This is a genomic window from Clostridium sp. CS1-1 (genome assembly GCF_056135525.1).
In genome coordinates this window covers 417,708-436,704 of record NZ_CM148680.1, presented here as the reverse complement: position 1 = coordinate 436,704, position 18,997 = coordinate 417,708, and the positions used below count along the sequence as shown (strand labels likewise).

Annotated in this window: 10 protein-coding genes, 4 tRNA genes and 3 rRNA genes; 4 read left to right on the top strand and 13 right to left on the bottom strand. The window is 35.6% G+C overall.

Features of this window, described 5'->3' with window-relative positions:
- Positions 1-226: 226 nt before the first annotated feature.
- The 6 genes from AC0N0V_RS01920 to AC0N0V_RS01895 all read right to left on the bottom strand — a co-directional run bounded on the left by AC0N0V_RS01920 (position 227) and on the right by AC0N0V_RS01895 (position 5,378).
- Positions 227-302, bottom strand: a tRNA-Phe gene (locus AC0N0V_RS01920).
- A gap of 9 nt (positions 303-311) precedes the next feature.
- Positions 312-428: ribosomal RNA gene (gene rrf, locus AC0N0V_RS01915) — 5S ribosomal RNA — on the bottom strand.
- Between the two features lie 179 nt (positions 429-607).
- Positions 608-3,508: ribosomal RNA gene (locus AC0N0V_RS01910) — 23S ribosomal RNA — on the bottom strand.
- 108 nt (positions 3,509-3,616) lie between these two features.
- A tRNA-Ile gene (locus AC0N0V_RS01905) sits at positions 3,617-3,693 on the bottom strand.
- Positions 3,694-3,696: 3 nt separating this feature from the next.
- Positions 3,697-3,772, bottom strand: a tRNA-Ala gene (locus tag AC0N0V_RS01900).
- Positions 3,773-3,871: 99 nt separating this feature from the next.
- Positions 3,872-5,378: ribosomal RNA gene (locus tag AC0N0V_RS01895) — 16S ribosomal RNA — on the bottom strand.
- Together the 16S, 23S and 5S rRNA genes with 3 tRNA genes alongside form the textbook arrangement of a ribosomal RNA operon.
- Positions 5,379-5,808: 430 nt before the next feature.
- Here AC0N0V_RS01895 and AC0N0V_RS01890 point away from each other — a divergent pair.
- A tRNA-Leu gene (locus AC0N0V_RS01890) sits at positions 5,809-5,897 on the top strand.
- Positions 5,898-6,194: 297 nt separating this feature from the next.
- On the opposite strand, the gene AC0N0V_RS01885 is transcribed toward AC0N0V_RS01890, so the two are convergent.
- From AC0N0V_RS01885 to pckA, 3 genes are all read right to left on the bottom strand, one after another.
- Positions 6,195-7,028, bottom strand: a complete 834-nt coding sequence (locus AC0N0V_RS01885) for an undecaprenyl-diphosphate phosphatase (protein ID WP_474461872.1) — start codon at positions 7,026-7,028, stop codon at positions 6,195-6,197.
- Between the two features lie 302 nt (positions 7,029-7,330).
- Entirely contained in the window at positions 7,331-8,197 is an 867-nt protein-coding gene (locus AC0N0V_RS01880) for an FUSC family protein (protein ID WP_474461871.1), read from the bottom strand.
- Between the two features lie 230 nt (positions 8,198-8,427).
- On the bottom strand, positions 8,428-10,020 hold the full coding sequence (gene pckA / locus AC0N0V_RS01875; protein WP_474461870.1) for a phosphoenolpyruvate carboxykinase (ATP): 1,593 nt from the start codon (positions 10,018-10,020) through the stop codon (positions 8,428-8,430).
- Positions 10,021-10,506: 486 nt separating this feature from the next.
- Here pckA and AC0N0V_RS01870 point away from each other — a divergent pair, with 486 nt between their 5' ends.
- The gene (locus tag AC0N0V_RS01870) at positions 10,507-11,367 is read left to right on the top strand and encodes a YitT family protein (protein WP_474461869.1); all 861 of its coding nucleotides are present in this window, start codon (positions 10,507-10,509) and stop codon (positions 11,365-11,367) included.
- Between the two features lie 141 nt (positions 11,368-11,508).
- Here AC0N0V_RS01870 and AC0N0V_RS01865 read toward each other — a convergent pair whose 3' ends face one another.
- Together AC0N0V_RS01865 and AC0N0V_RS01860 are read right to left on the bottom strand one after the other, a co-directional pair.
- Positions 11,509-12,456 carry a DMT family transporter gene (locus AC0N0V_RS01865; RefSeq protein ID WP_474461868.1) on the bottom strand — a complete coding sequence of 316 codons (948 nt, stop codon included), beginning with the start codon at positions 12,454-12,456 and terminating at the stop codon, positions 11,509-11,511.
- Entirely contained in the window at positions 12,446-13,192 is a 747-nt protein-coding gene (locus AC0N0V_RS01860) for a glycerophosphodiester phosphodiesterase (RefSeq protein ID WP_474461866.1), read from the bottom strand. The genes AC0N0V_RS01865 and AC0N0V_RS01860 overlap by 11 nt, the downstream gene beginning before the upstream one ends.
- Positions 13,193-13,613: 421 nt before the next feature.
- Between AC0N0V_RS01860 and AC0N0V_RS01855 the strand changes: the two genes are divergently transcribed.
- A complete protein-coding gene (locus tag AC0N0V_RS01855; protein WP_474461865.1) occupies positions 13,614-14,972 on the top strand; it encodes a MurT ligase domain-containing protein in 1,359 nt (452 codons plus the stop codon).
- Between the two features lie 41 nt (positions 14,973-15,013).
- A complete protein-coding gene (locus tag AC0N0V_RS01850) occupies positions 15,014-15,745 on the top strand; it encodes a type 1 glutamine amidotransferase (protein ID WP_474461864.1) in 732 nt (243 codons plus the stop codon).
- Positions 15,746-16,547: 802 nt separating this feature from the next.
- Here the strand turns inward: AC0N0V_RS01850 and AC0N0V_RS01845 are convergent.
- On the bottom strand, positions 16,548-17,369 hold the full coding sequence (locus AC0N0V_RS01845; protein ID WP_474461863.1) for a polysaccharide deacetylase family protein: 822 nt from the start codon (positions 17,367-17,369) through the stop codon (positions 16,548-16,550).
- 364 nt (positions 17,370-17,733) lie between these two features.
- On the bottom strand, positions 17,734-18,987 hold the full coding sequence (locus tag AC0N0V_RS01840; protein ID WP_474461862.1) for a transcriptional regulator: 1,254 nt from the start codon (positions 18,985-18,987) through the stop codon (positions 17,734-17,736).
- Positions 18,988-18,997 lie beyond the last annotated feature (10 nt).

Below are 18,997 nucleotides of genomic sequence, written 5' to 3'. Positions count from 1 at the left end.
ATGTAAATTTTAAAATATATTACTAAATTATCTATAGTGTTTCGTCTTTCCTTAGTATAACAAATATTTTACATATTCATTATAGTGTTTGTTGCTCAATATCAATATACCTATTATCCTTTAATACTAAACATTTTATTACTTTATTATTTTTTTAACAAATCTTAAATATAAAATAACTATCTTTAAAGTAAAAAAAGCACTTCATAATTAAATGAAGTGCTTTTGGTGGCCAGACCAGGAATCGAACCAGGGACACGAGGATTTTCAGTCCTCTGCTCTACCGACTGAGCTATCTAGCCAAATTACATATCTAGCAGCGACCTACTCTTCCACACAGTCTCCCGTGCAGTACCATTGGCACTGTGAAGCTTAACCATCGTGTTCGGAATGGGAACGGGTGTAACCTTCACGTCATAACCACTAGATTCGCAAAAATTGCTATAAGCTTCGCATTTCTGCGTCAAATCCTTCGCTGTGGTGCTCATTTACTGAAGTAAACTCTGCTCCTCGCTCAAGCTTTTCCTTGAACTGCTCGCTTCTATCAATTTTTATTGTTATTTTTTGTTTGAAAGAATTGTTCTCTCAAAATTGCACAGTGATATATTAGGTCAAGCCCTCGACCTATTAGTATCAGTCAGCTGAACATGTTACCATGCTTACACCTCTGACCTATCAACCTTGTGTTCTTCAAGGGGTCTTACTAGCTTACGCTATGGGAAATCTTATCTTGAGGTGGGCTTCACGCTTAGATGCTTTCAGCGTTTATCCCGTCCCGACATAGCTACCCAGCTGTGCTCCTGGCGGAACAACTGGTGCACCAGAGGTCAGTCCATCCCGGTCCTCTCGTACTAAGGACAGCTCCTCTCAAATTTCCTACGCCCGCGACGGATAGGGACCGAACTGTCTCACGACGTTCTGAACCCAGCTCGCGTGCCGCTTTAATGGGCGAACAGCCCAACCCTTGGGACCTACTTCAGCCCCAGGATGCGACGAGCCGACATCGAGGTGCCAAACCTCCCCGTCGATGTGGACTCTTGGGGGAGATCAGCCTGTTATCCCCGAGGTAGCTTTTATCCGTTGAGCGATGGCCCTCCCACGAGGTACCACCGGATCACTAAGCCCGACTTTCGTCCCTGCTCCACTTGTTTGTGTCGCAGTCAGGCTCCCTTCTGCCTTTGCACTCTACGAACGATTTCCAACCGTTCTGAGGGAACCTTTGGGCGCCTCCGTTACTTTTTAGGAGGCGACCGCCCCAGTCAAACTGCCCACCTAACAATGTCCCGTGACCAGATTCATGGCCGCCGGTTAGAATCCCAGTACTGTCAGGGTGGTATCCCAAGGACGACTCCACAAAGGCTGACGCCTCTGCTTCGCAGTCTCCCACCTATCCTGTACAGACAATACCGAGACTCAATGCTAAGCTACAGTAAAGCTCTACGGGGTCTTTCCGTCCAATCGCGGGTAGCGAGCATCTTCACTCGCAATACAATTTCGCCGGATTTGTTGTCGAGACAGTGCCCAAGTCATTACGCCATTCGTGCGGGTCGGAACTTACCCGACAAGGAATTTCGCTACCTTAGGACCGTTATAGTTACGGCCGCCGTTTACTGGGGCTTAAGTTCACACCTTCGCTTGCGCTAAGTGTTCCCCTTAACCTTCCAGCACCGGGCAGGCGTCAGCCCCTATACATCAGCTTTCGCTTTAGCAGAGACCTGTGTTTTTGCTAAACAGTTGCTTGGGCCTATTCTCTGCGACCACCTTGCGGTGGCACCCCTTCTCCCGAAGTTACGGGGTCAATTTGCCGAGTTCCTTGACAACAATTCTTCCGCTGGTCTTAGGATTCTCTCCTCACCTACCTGTGTCGGTTTGCGGTACGGGCACCAGTTTACTCCATAGAGACTTTTCTTGGCAGCGTGGAATCAGATACTTCGCCCAAAAGGGCTCCCCGTAACACCTCAGCATTAACTAGACGGATTTGCCTATCTAGTCTGCCTAAGTGCTTAGACGCACATCCAATAGTGCGCACATCTTATCCTCCTGCGTCATCCCATTTGTAATAACGCAAACTGGTGGTATCGGAATATCAACCGATTGTCCATCACCTACGCCTTTCGGCCTCGGCTTAGGTCCCGACTAACCCTGAGCGGACGAGCCTTCCTCAGGAAACCTTAGGTTTTCGACCAATAAGATTCTCACTTATTTCTCGCTACTTATGCCAGCATACTCACTCCTGTACAGTCCACCGCTCCTTACGGTACGACTTCAACCCATACAGGAAGCTCCTCTACCACTCACCTTACGGTGAATCCATAGCTTCGGTGGTAAGTTTTAGCCCCGAACATCTTCGGCGCAGGATCTCTCGACTAGTGAGCTATTACGCACTCTTTAAATGAGTGGCTGCTTCTAAGCCAACATCCTAGTTGTCTTAGAAATCCCACATCCTTTTCCACTTAACTTACACTTTGGGACCTTAGCTGATGGTCTGGGCTGTTTCCCTTTTGACCACGGATCTTATCATTCGTAGTCTGACTGCTTTGATTCAAGTATATGGCATTCGGAGTTTGATAGGGTTCAGTAACTGTTGTCAGCCCCTAGCCCATTCAGTGCTCTACCTCCACTACTCATTCAAAACGCTAGCCCTAAAGCTATTTCGAGGAGAACCAGCTATCTCCGAGTTCGATTGGAATTTCTCCGCTATCCACAGCTCATCCCATGGTTTTTCAACACCAATGTGGTTCGGTCCTCCACGGAATTTTACTTCCGCTTCAACCTGTCCATGGATAGGTCACCCGGTTTCGGGTCTACGACATGCAACTTTTTGCCCTATTCAGACTCGGTTTCCCTTCGGCTGCGTATCTTAAATACTTAACCTTGCTACACATCGTAACTCGCTGGCTCGTTCTACAAAAAGCACGTCGTCGCAGGTAAAACTGCTTCGACTGATTGTGGACACACGGTTTCAGGTTCTATTTCACTCCCCTTCCGGGGTTCTTTTCACCTTTCCCTCACGGTACTGCTTCACTATCGGTCACCAGTTAGTATTTAGCCTTGGGAGGTGGTCCTCCCTGCTTCCCACAAGGTTTCACGTGTCTCGTGGTACTCTGGATCAGATCTAGAAGTTTTCATTTTCATCTACAGGGCTGTTACCTTCTATGGCGGAGCCTTCCAGCTCTCTTCAATTAATTCCTACTTCCTTTTATGATCTGTCCGCAACCCCAGGAACAAGTTCCTGGTTTGGGCTCTTTCCCTTTCGCTCGCCGCTACTTAGGAAATCGATTTTTCTTTCTCTTCCTCCGGGTACTTAGATGTTTCAGTTCCCCGGGTATACCTCTATAAACCTATGAATTCAGTTTACAGTACATAGCGTTAGCTATGTGGGTTGCCCCATTCGGAAATCTCCGGATCGCAGGCTATTTGCGCCTACCCGAAGCTTATCGCAGCTTATCGCGTCCTTCATCGGCTACTGGTGCCAAGGCATTCACCATGCGCCCTTTGTAGCTTGACCTTAAATCATAATTCTACAAAGGTATATATACCTTTAGCTTTACTTTGTTTATGTTAAATAACTTTCATTATTTAACGCTTATCACTGTGCAATTTTCAAAGAACAATGTGGTGGGCTTAAATGGACTCGAACCATCGACCTCACGCTTATCAGGCGTGCGCTCTAACCAGCTGAGCTATAAGCCCGTATGGTGGAGATAAAGGGATTCGAACCCTTGACCCCCTGCGTGCAAGGCAGGTGCTCTCCCAGCTGAGCTATACCCCCATACTATAAAGAAACATAATAGTCTCTCAAAATTAAACAGAGTGTAAACCAGAACTCCAATGTAACTAAAAACCTAAGTTTCTAGTTATTATTCCTTAGAAAGGAGGTGATCCAGCCGCAGGTTCTCCTACGGCTACCTTGTTACGACTTCACCCCAATCACTGACCCCACCTTCGGCCGCTGGCTCCTTACGGTTACCTCACGGACTTCGGGTGTTGCCAGCTCTCATGGTGTGACGGGCGGTGTGTACAAGGCCCGGGAACGTATTCACCGCGACATTCTGATTCGCGATTACTAGCAACTCCAGCTTCATGTAGGCGAGTTTCAGCCTACAATCCGAACTGGGATGAGTTTTTTAGTTTGGCTCCCCCTCGCGGGTTTGCATCTAATTGTACTCACCATTGTAGCACGTGTGTAGCCCTGGACATAAGGGGCATGATGATTTGACGTCATCCCCACCTTCCTCCCGGTTAACCCGGGCAGTCTCACTAGAGTGCTCAACTTAATGGTAGCAACTAATGATAAGGGTTGCGCTCGTTGCAGGACTTAACCTAACATCTCACGACACGAGCTGACGACAACCATGCACCACCTGTCTCCCTGCCCCGAAGGGCTTCCTCCATTACGAGTAATTCAGGGGATGTCAAGTCCAGGTAAGGTTCTTCGCGTTGCTTCGAATTAAACCACATGCTCCGCTGCTTGTGCGGGCCCCCGTCAATTCCTTTGAGTTTTAATCTTGCGATCGTACTTCCCAGGCGGAGTACTTATTGTGTTAACTGCGGCACAGAGGGTTGGACCCCCCTACACCTAGTACTCATCGTTTACGGCGTGGACTACCAGGGTATCTAATCCTGTTTGCTACCCACGCTTTCATGCCTCAGCGTCAGTTATGGTCCAGAGAATCGCCTTCGCCACTGGTGTTCTTCCTAATCTCTACGCATTTCACCGCTACACTAGGAATTCCATTCTCCTCTCCCACACTCTAGATATCCAGTTTGAAATGCAGCTCCCAAGTTAAGCCCGGGAATTTCACATCTCACTTAAATATCCGCCTACGCATCCTTTACGCCCAGTAAATCCGGACAACGCTTGCCACCTACGTATTACCGCGGCTGCTGGCACGTAGTTAGCCGTGGCTTCCTCCTTGGGTACCGTCATTATCGTCCCCAAAGACAGAGCTTTACAACCCGAAGGCCTTCATCACTCACGCGGCGTTGCTGCATCAGGCTTTCGCCCATTGTGCAATATTCCCCACTGCTGCCTCCCGTAGGAGTCTGGACCGTATCTCAGTTCCAATGTGGCCGATCACCCTCTCAGGTCGGCTACGCATCGTCGCCTTGGTGAGCCTTTACCTCACCAACTAGCTAATGCGCCGCGGGTCCATCTCAAAGCGGATTACTCCTTTAATTAGTTCTTCATGCGAAAAACTAATGTTATGCGGTATTAATCTCCCTTTCGGGAGGCTATCCCCCTCTTTGAGGCAGGTTACCCACGTGTTACTCACCCGTCCGCCGCTAATCCACCCCGAAGGGTTTCATCGCTCGACTTGCATGTGTTAGGCACGCCGCCAGCGTTCGTCCTGAGCCAGGATCAAACTCTCAATTTAAAAGTTTGCTTGCTCATTACTGTTTTGTTACTTTAAAAGTAACTCAAAGAATTGCTGGTTTATTTAAAAACAAGTTTTAACTTATTTTTCACTCTGTTTAATTTTCAAAGACCACTGTTTTGCTGACTCAATTAGATTATCACACGTTGACTATTTTGTCAACATATTTTTATTATTTTTTATCAACTTTCGTCATCTCCTGACGACATGTGTTATTGTATCACAAAAGTATAGCCTTTAATGTTACTTATCGTTCAAAATTTAAACTTATATTGTATATTCTTTATTTTTCTAGCGATTAATTAAATTCACATATAATGACACTCCAGGATAAGTATATGATAATCAAACTTTTTTACAATTATTTTAAACTTTTCTATTGACACTAAAACTATTCTGAAATATAATGATTATTGTCAGTACGAATTGCGCTGGAGTGGCGGAACTGGCAGACGCACAGGACTTAAAATCCTGCGGGCTTTAAAACCCGTACCGGTTCGATTCCGGTCTTCAGCACCAAAAGACGAGATATTTTATATCTCGTCTTTTTTTATTTTATTGATTCAAAGTACTATTATATTAGATTGTAACTTTATAATTCTAGACTTATCAATTTAAAATATATAAACACTGATAATGTAAATTTAGAAAACAACGGAAGACAGACCTTGATTTTACGCAAACCGCTTTTATTCAATGTAATTAACGAATCGAATTTTCCGATTTTATGTTAACCTTTCTTTCAAAATACCATATAAGAATTTACCCCATAAAAAAACAAAACCTTACTCCAATATAGGAATAAGGCTAATGAAATTATACTGTTATTACTTTTGTAAACACTAGAATAAGTATTATTACTCCAATAAATATTCTATATATAGCAAATACTCTCATTGGTTTTCTTTGTAGGAAGCTTATGAACTTTTCTACAACAACTATAGCAACAACAAAAGATACTACAAAGCCTACTACAAGAGCTATAATTTGTGAACTATTCATTACAACATTTGATTTTATTAATGAAAGTCCAGAAGCTGCTACCATTGTAGGTATAGCTAAGAAAAATGAGAATTCTGCAGCTGCCACATTATTTAAACCACTCACCCATGCTCCCATTATAGTAGAAGCTGATCTTGACATACCTGGCCATAATGCAAGGCATTGGAAACATCCTATTTTAAATGCTTGTACAATATTAACGTCATCAATACTTCTAGTTTTGTTTCCTCTTCTATATTTTTTCTCCATAAATATCATTAAAAATCCGCCTAGAACTAATGCGATTGACACAGTAACAGCATTAAATAGTTTCTCTTCAATAGTTTTATGTAGAAGAAGTCCTATAACAGCTGATGGCATAAATGCCACAATTATGTTCAACCATAACTTGAAGCCCCATTTTCCAGGCGCGATATTTATCAAGGAATTTTTTATTTTTTTCCAATAAAGAACAACTATAGCTAATATAGCACCAAGCTGAATTACAACTTCAAACATACCCACATATTCTTTTGGATATGCTGGTGCCCGAAAATTAATCAAATTTCCTACTATAATCATATGTCCAGTAGAGGAAACAGGCAAAAACTCGGTTACTCCTTCTACTATTCCGATAATAGCAGCTTTAAGCATAAGAATTATCTCCATTATTCACACTCACTCTCTTACTTAATTTTTATAACAACAATTTTCATTATACTATTTTAAGCAGTCAAAATACAACCTATAACTTATCTATAAACAGAATTCTAAGCATCAGATGGAGTTTTAACTCCACCTGATGCTTAGAAGTCGTTATCCAGGGACGTAGCCGCTCTTTACTCCCCCTTGGAGAAAAGCAGAGAACCCAAATCTCCGATTTGGTGTGAATCGCTTTCACAGAGTGCGGGGGAGTATTAGAGCGGTTAGTCATCGGATAAACTATTTCCTTATAAGCTTACCCATATTATTTAAAGACCTTCTAATGTACATAAACCTTCTATTATTTTATTTGTATGATAGTTAAATACTACACTTATCTCGCTATCGTCCTCCTCAATAGTGAAATCATGTCTAAATATTCTCTTAAGATGATTATAGTTTTCCTGGCTAAAACTATAATTCTTTTCCAATGATTGAATTATCTTTAAATGCATATATACATCCTTACAAACCTGAATTACCTCTTTTATTTTATCTATTGCTAATTCTTGTTGTTTTTTTATCCTCAATTCAGATAAGTATGTGCCTAATATATTCTCGAGCTTTATAATCCCATTATTCAAACTTTCCAAATCTATTTCTTTATTGTAACACAATTTATCTTCCACAATATTAAACACTTTCTTTACAGCAATTGCACGCTCCTCATATACCTTATCTATATGTTCTGGAGGGTATACAAAATAGTTAACTAAGACGGCTACAATTATACCTAAGAATGTATCTAGAGTTCTATTAATACTATATGCTACTGGTCCTCTATTATTTAAGCTCAACATGATTACAAGAAAAACTGTACAAGATATAGTTACAGATTTTCCCCAATCTAAAGCATCACAAACGTATATTATTATACTAACACCTATTCCACATAGAACTGCATTTCCAGGGTTAACTATTGCACATACAAGACCTATAAAAGCTCCCATAATAGTGCCTAGCATTCTATTCTTTCCCGCTTTAAAAGAATCAGAAACTGAGCTTTGCATAGCCATCACAGCAGCCACTGCTGCGTAGAAAATATACTCTCTATTAAAATACTGTGATAAAGCTACGCATATTGAAACTGAGAGTGCAGTTTTTAAGTTTCTCATTCCAACCTTCTTTAACTTCATAATAACACCTGCCTTTAAACATACCTTTAATAATTATCCTATTTTATTTAGATTGTCAATTGCTAAGTTTAGTCATATTTTGTACTTTATTAATAAAAGAATGCTAGATTCAATGCTTTTTTAATACGCTTAACAATATTAGTGTATTAACTAAATCAAAAAGCTCCATTTCCTGTTTATTTATATGGAAATGAAGCTTCTATAAATTTTATATTCTAAAATAAATACATTTATATATTTTTAACATTAATAGCTTTTACTTCTGGACCAGCTTTAACAATATTATCAGGTACATTATTAAATTTCTTGAAGTTTTCACTAAACTTTTCGGCTAATTCTAACGCCTTAACATCGTATCCTTCTTTATCTTCCCAGGTATTCTTAGGATTTAATAGTTCTGACGGTACGCCTGGACACTCTGTTGGCATTAATACCTTAAATATAGGATGTTCAACAAAGCTTGAATTTTTTAGAGTACCTTCCAATGCAGCTTTAACCATAGCTCTTGTATAGGAAAGCTTTATTCTGCTACCTTTTCCGTATCCACCACTTAGCCAACCAGTGTTCACAAGATAAACCTCTGTATTATACTTATCTATCTTTTCTCCAAGAAGTTCAGCGTACACAGTTGGATTCATAAGCATAAAAGGTTCTCCAAAACAAGCAGAGAAAGTAGCTTTAGGCTCAGTTATTCCTCTTTCAGTTCCTGCAACCTTACTTGTATATCCTGACATAAAATGATACATAGCTGCTTCTTTTGAAAGCTTAGATATAGGAGGCATTACTCCAAAAGCATCTGCTGTTAAGAAAATAATAGTACTTGGATTTCCACCTATTCCACTCTTTTCAATATTATCAATATATTCGAGTGGATAAGCTGCTCTTGTATTTTCAGTATACTTATTACTTTCAAAGTCTGGCTTTCTATTATTATGAAGCTCAACATTTTCTAATATAGTTCCAAACTTTATAGCATTATATATTTCTTTTTCTTTTTCAGGATCTAACTTTATTGTTTTAGCATAACAACCGCCTTCAAAATTGAATACGCCATTATCACTCCATCCATGTTCGTCATCTCCAATTAGATTTCTCTCAGGATCTGCAGATAGAGTAGTTTTTCCTGTTCCTGATAATCCAAAGAACACAGCTGTATTACCATCAGCGCCAATATTAGCTGAGCAGTGCATTGGCATAACTCCCTTTTCAGGTAACAAGAAATTCATTATAGAGAAAACTGATTTCTTTATCTCTCCTGAATATTGAGTTCCGCCTATTAAAATTATTTTTTTATCGAAGTTAACTAATATGAAAGCTTCAGAATTAATCCCATCCTCTGCCCCATTAGCTTTGAACCCTGGTGCTGAAATAATGTTAAATTCAGGTGCAAAGTCAATTAATTCTACGATACTAGGTCTTCTAAATAATTGATTCGAAAACATAGCTTGTGATGCCTGTTCACAAACGACTCTTATAGGTAGAGTATATTCCTTCATTGCACCAACGAATCCGTCAAATACGAATAAATCCTTGTCGCTTAAGTACTCAATAACCTTATTATATAGATTGTTAAATACGTTTTCATCCGTTGGAAGGTTTACGCTTCCCCAATTTATTTTTTCTTCAATGCTTTTTTGTTTCACAATAAATCTATCTTTAGGTGATCTACCAGTATATTTCCCTGTATTTACAACTAGGGCTCCTTTGTCTGATAAAACTCCTTCGCCTCTTCTAACTGCAAATTCTGTTAAATCAGCCACTGATAAATTTCTATACAAATTTTTATAATTATTAATGTTCAAGTAATCTAAATTTATATTCATCATTTAACCCCCTAGCACTATATAGTTATATATTACACCAAATATAGAAAAATGCAAGAAAAATTTTATTTTTAACCAGTTTTGCTTTGTTTTTGTTGTTTAACCTTCATTAATGTAACACATTTAACTGTTTAACATGGTAAAATGCTATACTTTTATCTTTGTGATATATTTATAATGCAATTTTTTCTCATTGCAACTTGCAAAGCCAGTCTAAAATATTACAGCTAATATAAATCCTACTTTTGAAAGTATAACTTTCTATAATTAAAAATACTTATAATCGAAAAAAGTTTATATATATATACCAATAATTACTGTTGTCGTTCATTATTCTCTCGGAAACCGTTTACTGATAATATCGGTATATAAAAGATAACAAATTATTAATAATATCCATGTTGTTTATTGAAGTGTTTTATGCTAATATCTTGTATGCATGAATGTTAGATTGCAAATTTAATATTAATATGGAGGGTTATATAAGTGAATAATTTTAAAAATACTGTTATTGAATACTTAATACTTATACTTGGGAGCGTAACATCTGCGTTTGCTACAACCGCCTTTATGATACCTTGTGAAATAGGAAGCGGTGGTGTCACTGGTATAGCACTTTCTTTGAATCATTTATTCGGTACTAAGGTAGGATTAATGAGTTTGTTATTTAATATTCCGTTATTTATTTTTGGTTACAAGCTATTAGGTAGAAAATTTACCATAAGAAGTGTATTTGTGGTATTTTTAACCTCAATTTTAATAGATAATATGAATCTATTTTTAAAGATCCCAACACTTAACGACAGACTGCTTGCATCTATATTTTGTGGACTACTATTTGGTATAGGCGGTTCAGTAGTCTTCATAGCCAAAGGATCTTCTGGTGGGCTAGATATATCTGCTAAAATGATAAATAATAAATTTAAATCATTGAATCTTTCTCAGCTGCTTTTGGTACAAGACATCATTGTTTATATATTAGTTGGAATTGTAATGGGACCTCAGTCAGTTATGTATGCACTTATAATGAGTTTCATAAGAACAAAAACAATGGATGCAATTCAAGAAGGACTAGCTTCTTCAAGGCAGTGTGTGATAATATGTGAGAATTCTGATTTAATAATAAATGAAATTCAGACAAAACTTGTAAGAGGTGTTACTGTTCTAGACGCTGTTGGAGGATATTCTAGTGATAGTAAGAAATTTATATATTTGGTTATTCAGAAAAATCAATTGAGTACCTTGAGAACTATCGTAAATGATATAGACCCGAAATCTTTTGTAACTATATCTCCTGTAAATAATATAATAGGGAATTTTACAAACAGGGCATTAACGGTTCAGTAATATAATGTTTTTAGGAAAAACTTAAGGACTGTTTCAAAGTCTATTATATTGCAAGGCTTTATATTAGGTTATCGTAATTGAAATAAGCACTATCAATATTATTTTGATAGTGCTTTTATTATATTTAATTTAACACTTATTTCATGATGCTTTCTTTTTTAGTATGGTTTCTTCTTGTCTAACTAAATGTATGGAATAGAATATAAGTACTGCGCCAATAATCTGTGTAATTAACATTGACTCCTTTAGTAATAGAAAAGATACTATCATTGCTGTAGGAATTTCTAAATTGCTTATTATAGATACCTTTAACGCCCCTATATATTGTATAGCTTCATATAAAAGGGTTAACGGTATTATCTCACAGAAAATTGCAAGTATAACTATGTAAATTAAACTATCCAGTTTAATTTGTCCACTAAATATTATTCCTGGCGGCTTATATAAAATTAAAACTATTAGAGAAAATAAAGTAGAGTAGGCATTTATAGATAAAGAATCTACATCCTCCAACTTCTTTTCTGAATATAAATTCATAAAGGCATAAAAAATAGCACTTAGAAGTCCAAATATTATTCCCTTTACTGAATACATAAACTCTCCAGATAAAACATTCAAGGTTAAAATACAACCTAAAAATGCTGCAATAATTGCTAAAACTTTTTTTCTATTAATATTCTGTTTTTCGAAAATTACAGAATATATAAAAACCATTATTGGATATGTAAACAAAAGCATTGTAACCATTGCTACAGGCAAATACTCAAAAGCCATGTAATAAAATATAGTCATTAGAGTATTCCCTACACCACCGAGTATAGCCAAGTCAATAAGCTGCTTTTTGCTTACATAAAGTTTTTCTTTGTTTTTTAAAAATGCAGTTAGAAACATTAGAAATACTGCTATCATATATTGAACTGTAAGAAGACTTACAGAATCAAGCCCAGTATTATGAGCTAGTTTGACAAATATACCTGCTGTTCCAAATAGAATCGCAGATATTATCGAGTAAACATACCCTTTTTTCAGATTAATCACGTCCTTATTCTTTTGTATTATGTTTAATATTTTACCACTTTTATATTTCAAGAAATTGATTGGAGATTATCTTCCTTAACTTATCGGGATAGTTTGTAATTATACCATCTACCCCCAATTTAATCATCCTAATCATATCCTCTTCCTTATTAACTGTATACACGTTAAGTGGAATATTCTTTTCTTTTACCCCTTTTATAATATCCCCTGAGCAAATAGAGTGAAAATTAGGGTGAAGCATATCAGCTCCCACATATTCTATGTACTTTTCTGGTTTATAAAGAATTTCATCATATAATAGACCAGTTTTTATTTTGCTATCTAGTTTTTTACACTTCACTATTGAATAATGATTAAATGAAGAGAGAATACAGTTATCTTGAATATTATATTTATAAATCTTATTTATAACTAGTTCTTCTATACACGGATACATTATTATACTATTTTTTAATTCAAGATTTATAAGTATATTCTTATCCTTAACGTAATTCAAGAACTCATCTAAGGTTGGTATTTTAGATATTCTCAAATTACCCGACTCTTTATCTCCAGCATTTAGCCTTGAAAGTTCATCATATGTATAGTCTTTTATAAATCCAGTACCATCAGTTGTTCTATCTACTGTTTCGTCGTGGCACAAAACAGCTATTCCATCTTTTGTTAGCTGTACATCTGTTTCGATACCATCACATTTTATCTCAATTGCTTTCATAAATGCAAGCATTGTATTTTCAGGATACTCTCCACTAAATCCTCTATGTGCTATATTTAATACCTTTTTCATTAATTCATCTCCTAATAATAAAAGTTTGCAGCATTCACTTATATACTGGGGACACACTACAATTTCTACTCATTATAATGGGGACAGTCCACAATTTTTCTACTTACATCGTTGGTTTAAAAGTTTATAAATACCTTAATGATATATTGTATTTAATAATTGTGGTGCGTCCCTATTTAAACTTAGTTCTGAATATAGTCTGTCAACACTCAAATTTATTGCTGAAAACTTGTGTACTGTCCCTATATTGAAAATTTGCAAACTAGCTTTATGAATGCTTAATAATTGTAGTGTGTCCCCAAATGTTATAACAATTGCAAACTGTCCCCTAATTTTTGTTGATGTAAAAAAAGTTATAATGTATTATAATATTTAAGAGTTGTGATAGTTTGTACAACACATCGTTAATCTTTAAAAGGTGGTGTCAAAAATTAATATAAAATCTTTTTTTAGTGTGATAGTTTCAAAAATAATAATAAAGCTATCCAAAACTTTATTTAAAGGTGGGAGTAACTTTCCTGGAAGAGTTGCCTTGAAATTAGATAAAGATATTTTAAAGACAGTTTGTAAGGACTATAAAGTGATTCTTATCACTGGTACCAATGGAAAGACAACAACTACAAGTATGATATATAATATGCTAAAAGATAGTGGAAAATACGTTATAACAAATAATACAGGTGCCAATATGCTTCCGGGAATAGTTTCCTGCTTTGTGGAGAATTTTTGCTTTACTAAATGTTCCGAAACTAAGTATGCTATTATTGAATGTGATGAAGCAAATGTACAGCTTTTCACTAATTATGTAACTCCAGAAGTAATAACTATTACAAATCTGTTCAGAGATCAACTAGATAGATATGGAGAGGTCTATACAACTTTAAAGAAAATTCTCCAGGGGGTTGAAAAAGTTCCTCTTGCAAATTTAGTTTTAAATGGTGATGAATCATTACTTGGAGATTTGGAGCTTCCTAATCGAACTATTTACTATGGATTTAATACATCTTTAGATAACAATAAGATTCTTGATTTGAATGCAGATGCGAAGTTCTGTAAAAGGTGTAAAAGCCCATACAAATACAACTATCTTACATATAACCATTTAGGAGATTTCTATTGCGAAAACTGCGGTTACAAAAGACCAGAATTGGACTATAGGATAGATGAAATTAAAGAACAAACTCCAGAAGGCTCTCTTGTTATTATTAACGGTAAGGAATATTACATAAATCAACCAGGAACCTATAATATATACAACGCCTTATGCGCTTATTCAGTATCAAAGGTTTGTGGGGTTGAAAATTCAGTAATCGCTAAATCTTTAAAAAGTCAACAAAGCAGTTTTGGAAGACAAGAAAACATAGATATCGAAGGTAAAGATGTTAAAATAATTTTAGTTAAAAATCCAGCTGGATATGATCAGGCAATAAATACTATAAATCTTAATAAAAGCAAATTCGATCTTGCAGTATTATTAAATGATAACTATGCAGATGGTAGGGATGTATCTTGGATATGGGATGTTAACTTCGAAAAGCTAGCATCACTAGATATTGATAAAATAATGGTAGCTGGAATAAGGCTTTATGATATGGCAATAAGACTTAAGATTTCTGGACTTCCAGATGATAAATTCATCATCTGCGAAAGATATGAAAAACTACTAGAGGAAATCAAGTCTTGTAAAACAGATAAAGTTTACATATTAGCTACTTATACTGCTATGATAAACTTTAGAAAGTATCTTAATTCTAAAGGGTACATTAAAAAGTTGTGGTAAATAACTTATCAAAGAAGTTCATTATAAAGGAGTGTAACTCAATGGAACTTAATATATGTCATTTATACCCAGATTTATTAAACGTATATGGTGACCTCGGTAATATTCTTATTTTAAAATACAGGGCTGAACAAAGAGGGATAAAAGTTAATATATCTAATGTATCCTTAGGTGATCCTTTTAACGCTGAACAGCATGATATAACCTTTTTTGGAGGCGGCCAAGATTATGAACAATCTATAGTTTCTGAGGACTTAAGTCAAAACAAGAAGGATGGTCTAGTGGAGTATATAGAAAATGAAAAAGTATTCTTAGCTATATGTGGTGGATATCAATTACTTGGAAAATACTATACTACACCAGATGGAGATAAACTTGAAGGGCTTGGAATCTTGGACATATACAGTGAAGGTGGAGACACAAGATTCATTGGAAATACGGTAATACATAACGAAGAATTCAATGAAACCTATGTAGGCTTCGAAAATCACTCCGGAAGGACCTATATCGGAAGTCTAAAACCTCTTGGCAAGGTAGTTGCCGGATATGGCAATAACGGTGAAGATAAATATGAAGGGTGTATATATAAAAATTGCTTCTGCACATATTTTCATGGCTCTCTTTTATCTAAAAACCCTGAATTAGCTGATAGACTTATCACTTCCGCCCTAAGTAAAAAATATGGAGAAGTGAGCCTAGAACCATTAGATGATAGTTTTGAACTTAAAGCAAAAGAATTTATAGTTAAAAGAGAAACTCGAAAGAAAGAGTAATTAAAAATTCCATTTAAGATATCATCTTAATAGAAAATTTAGCCTTAAGCTTATATTGCACTATTAAAATTTATCCAGAGTCGTAGCCACTCTTTGCTCCCGCTTTCACACAGTACAAGGAGGTATTAGAGCAGGCGATCATCGGATAAATTTTAATAGTGCTTTTGCATATAGATAAACAACTTTATAACTTGACATATAAATCGAGAAAGTCTCTTTAGTCTGCAAGGATTTAACGAGTACATTAGTCAAACTATGAATTTGTTTATCTATATAGATATCAAAATTAGAAAGTAGACTTATTTGGAGAGAAATAATACCAATTTGAGGATAGATTTAAATATTTTTTAGTAGTCTTAGCGAAGGATTTATGAAAAACTTAGAATCTTAGATTGTCTGAGCGTTAGCGAGTTATCGAAGATTCTTAGTTTTTCGTAAATCCTGAGCTTTAGACTTCTTAAAAATATTTAACGTACCGAAAATTGGTATTATGTCTCGGAGGATAAGTCTACTTTCGGTGTTGCTTATCTATATAAATATCCAATCTAGAAAGTTGACTTATTCGGAGAGACATAATACCAATTTGGGGATAGATTTAAATATTTTTTAGTAGTCTTAGCGAATGATTTGTGAAAGACTTAGAATCTTAGATTGTCTGAACGTCAGCGAGTTTTCTAAGATTCTTAGTTTTTCATAAATCCTGAGCTTTAGACTTCTTAAAAATATTTAACGTACCGAAAATTGGTATTATGTCTCGGAGGATAAGTTGACTTTCGGTATTGTTTATCTATACATTTAATATTTAACTGCGATTTAATATTCTCATTCTTATCATTTCCTTTTCTTCTCCTAGAGTCAAATCATCAAAGGTTCTAAAAACAAAGCCTTCATCTTTAAGATATTTTATGATATCTGGCAGCGCTTCTACTGTAAAATGTTTGTAATATGTGTCGTGCATTAATACCACTGCAAGTTTCTTGCTCTTACATTGTACTCTTATATTCTTTTTTAACATATCTACAGTAATTTTGTTATTTTCTGCATCTCCTGTGCACACATTCCAGTCTACATATTTAAACCCTTTTTCGTTTAAGTTTCTTTTTATACTTTCCAAAACACTTTTGCTCGTAACTAAGTTATCAGATCCACCAGGTAGCCTTATGTATTTAAGAGGTTCTTTACCAGTTATATTTTTTATAACATTCTTGCAAGTATGAAAATCCTCCAAGTATCCTTCTAAATTTTTATATATTTTCTTGTACTCATGAGAATATGTATGTATACCTATACTCATGCCACTGTCGCTCAGTTCCTTCAATATAGTAGGATTTTCTTCCCCTTTCTTTCCTACAACAAAAAAGGTAGCCTTTACGTTATATTCCTTGAGTATATTCAATATTTTCTTAGTATTATTTGTGCAGGGACCATCATCAAAGGTTAGAAAAACTTCTCTAGGATATAGAGGTTTTTCTTGAACTAAACTCTCATTATTAATTGAAATCTTACTATTATTAGTATTATCATTAATATGCGAATCAGGAACCTTATTAAAATTCAATGGATATAAACATAGAAACAATGCGGAACAGAATACAATACACAAAATAGGAATATACCTTTTCACAAAACCACCTTCTTTTAGTAAGTTTAGTTAAAAGATAATATTTAAAACATTATCGTCTCTATCATATAGGTTAACCTTTATTTTTTAAATAATGATGGCAAATAAATGAACTCATGGAAATAAGCTTACTATTCAATATTCCTAAAACAGCTCATAATAAACAGGGTTCTAAGCATCAGATGGATTATTAGAGCGGGTAGTCATCAAATAAAAAAGTCAGACGGGATATGTACAGCCCCATCTGACTTTAGTTAAACCTTATATTTAATCATTATATTCTCTTGTAGCCTATTCTGATAAAGTGAAACTTGAATCAGATATAGTTTTAACTCCAACTTTATGCTTAGAAATCGTTATCCGATGACTACATCTTCTTCTCTAATTGTATTGCAAAATTAAAGTATTTTATGGACTCTACAACGTTTCCTATTCTATGATACATATCTCCCATTTCCATGTACCTCTTGTAGATTTGATTATTATTTGCAAATTTAAGAAGTGCATCTAACGATAGATTCATATACATCTCCGCTGAGTAAAGGTTTCCCTCTTTCTCTAGGATTAACGCCTTATAATAGTAAGCTCTTTCGATAAAAACAATATTATCTAAGCTAATTGCATAGTCTAAAGTCTCATCACAAATGCCTTGAGCTTTGTCCAAAACATTATTTTCGATCAACTTGCTGATATTCATAAGCATAAAATTTACTAGAAGTTCCCTATCATTTTTAGGATAACATTCAAGTGCATTACTTATATAATCTATAGCTTTTTCTTTTAATCCTATAGTAAACATTATAGCCGCATAATTGTATATTGCTTGTGATTTATGAACTAAATCATTTTTATACAATTGATATGATTTTTGTTCATACTCTTCAAATTTATCAAGGTTTCCTCTAAGACAAAGTACTGCAAGCATATGATATGCCTCAGCTTTCTTTATATCACTTTCTATGTACTCCATTAAATCAATAAGCTTGATAGCTATTTCATAAGCTTTTCCGTGGTTCTCAAGCATTAAGTAACAAGCCGCTTCATTATACGTTGCTCTTGAAAGTAAAATAAAGTTATTGCCTTTTTTAGCAATCTCTCTAACATTATTATAATAATTAGATGCTTGTACAAACTCTTTAGTAATATAGAAAAACCTCGCTATATCCATATAGTATACAGCTGCTCCTTCTTCAGAAAAGCTCTTCTGTAGGTAATCATAGTACTTAGAAATCATCAATTGTATCTTTTCAATCTTATTATTATCTAAGTAGTAGTTAAAAAGTAAATGCATAATTTGGAATGACAGGTCATAATAAGAATATTCTTCAATAAACTTTAGATTATATTCTAATATCTCTTCATAATCCTTAGAAATTTCCTGCTTTCGTATCTCTTCAATATTTCTCATTACCTGCGCTCTTATATCTTGTTTTAGGTAATTAGAATCTATATCAAGTTTTTCTGCAACAAAGTCTAATACCCATTCTTCTGACCTAACCTTATCATTTTCTATACAACTCATTTTTGAAACAGATATTTTATCTTCGCAAAGATCCTTTAAGGTTAATCCCTTATATATTCGTGCCCTTTTAATTTTTTCCCCTGTAGAAAGTATCTCCATAATTCTCACC

Excerpts from the sequence above, each read along its gene's own strand:
- AC0N0V_RS01860 (WP_474461866.1), bottom strand. The coding sequence starts at position 13,192 with ATGAAAAAGGTATTAAATATAGCACATAGAGGATTTAGTGGAGAGTAT.
- AC0N0V_RS01880 (WP_474461871.1), bottom strand. The coding sequence starts at position 8,197 with ATGAAGTTAAAGAAGGTTGGAATGAGAAACTTAAAAACTGCACTCTCA.
- pckA (WP_474461870.1), bottom strand. The coding sequence starts at position 10,020 with ATGAATATAAATTTAGATTACTTGAACATTAATAATTATAAAAATTTG.
- AC0N0V_RS01850 (WP_474461864.1), top strand. The coding sequence starts at position 15,014 with ATGGAACTTAATATATGTCATTTATACCCAGATTTATTAAACGTATAT.
- AC0N0V_RS01885 (WP_474461872.1), bottom strand. The coding sequence starts at position 7,028 with ATGGAGATAATTCTTATGCTTAAAGCTGCTATTATCGGAATAGTAGAA.
- AC0N0V_RS01840 (WP_474461862.1), bottom strand. The coding sequence starts at position 18,987 with ATGGAGATACTTTCTACAGGGGAAAAAATTAAAAGGGCACGAATATAT.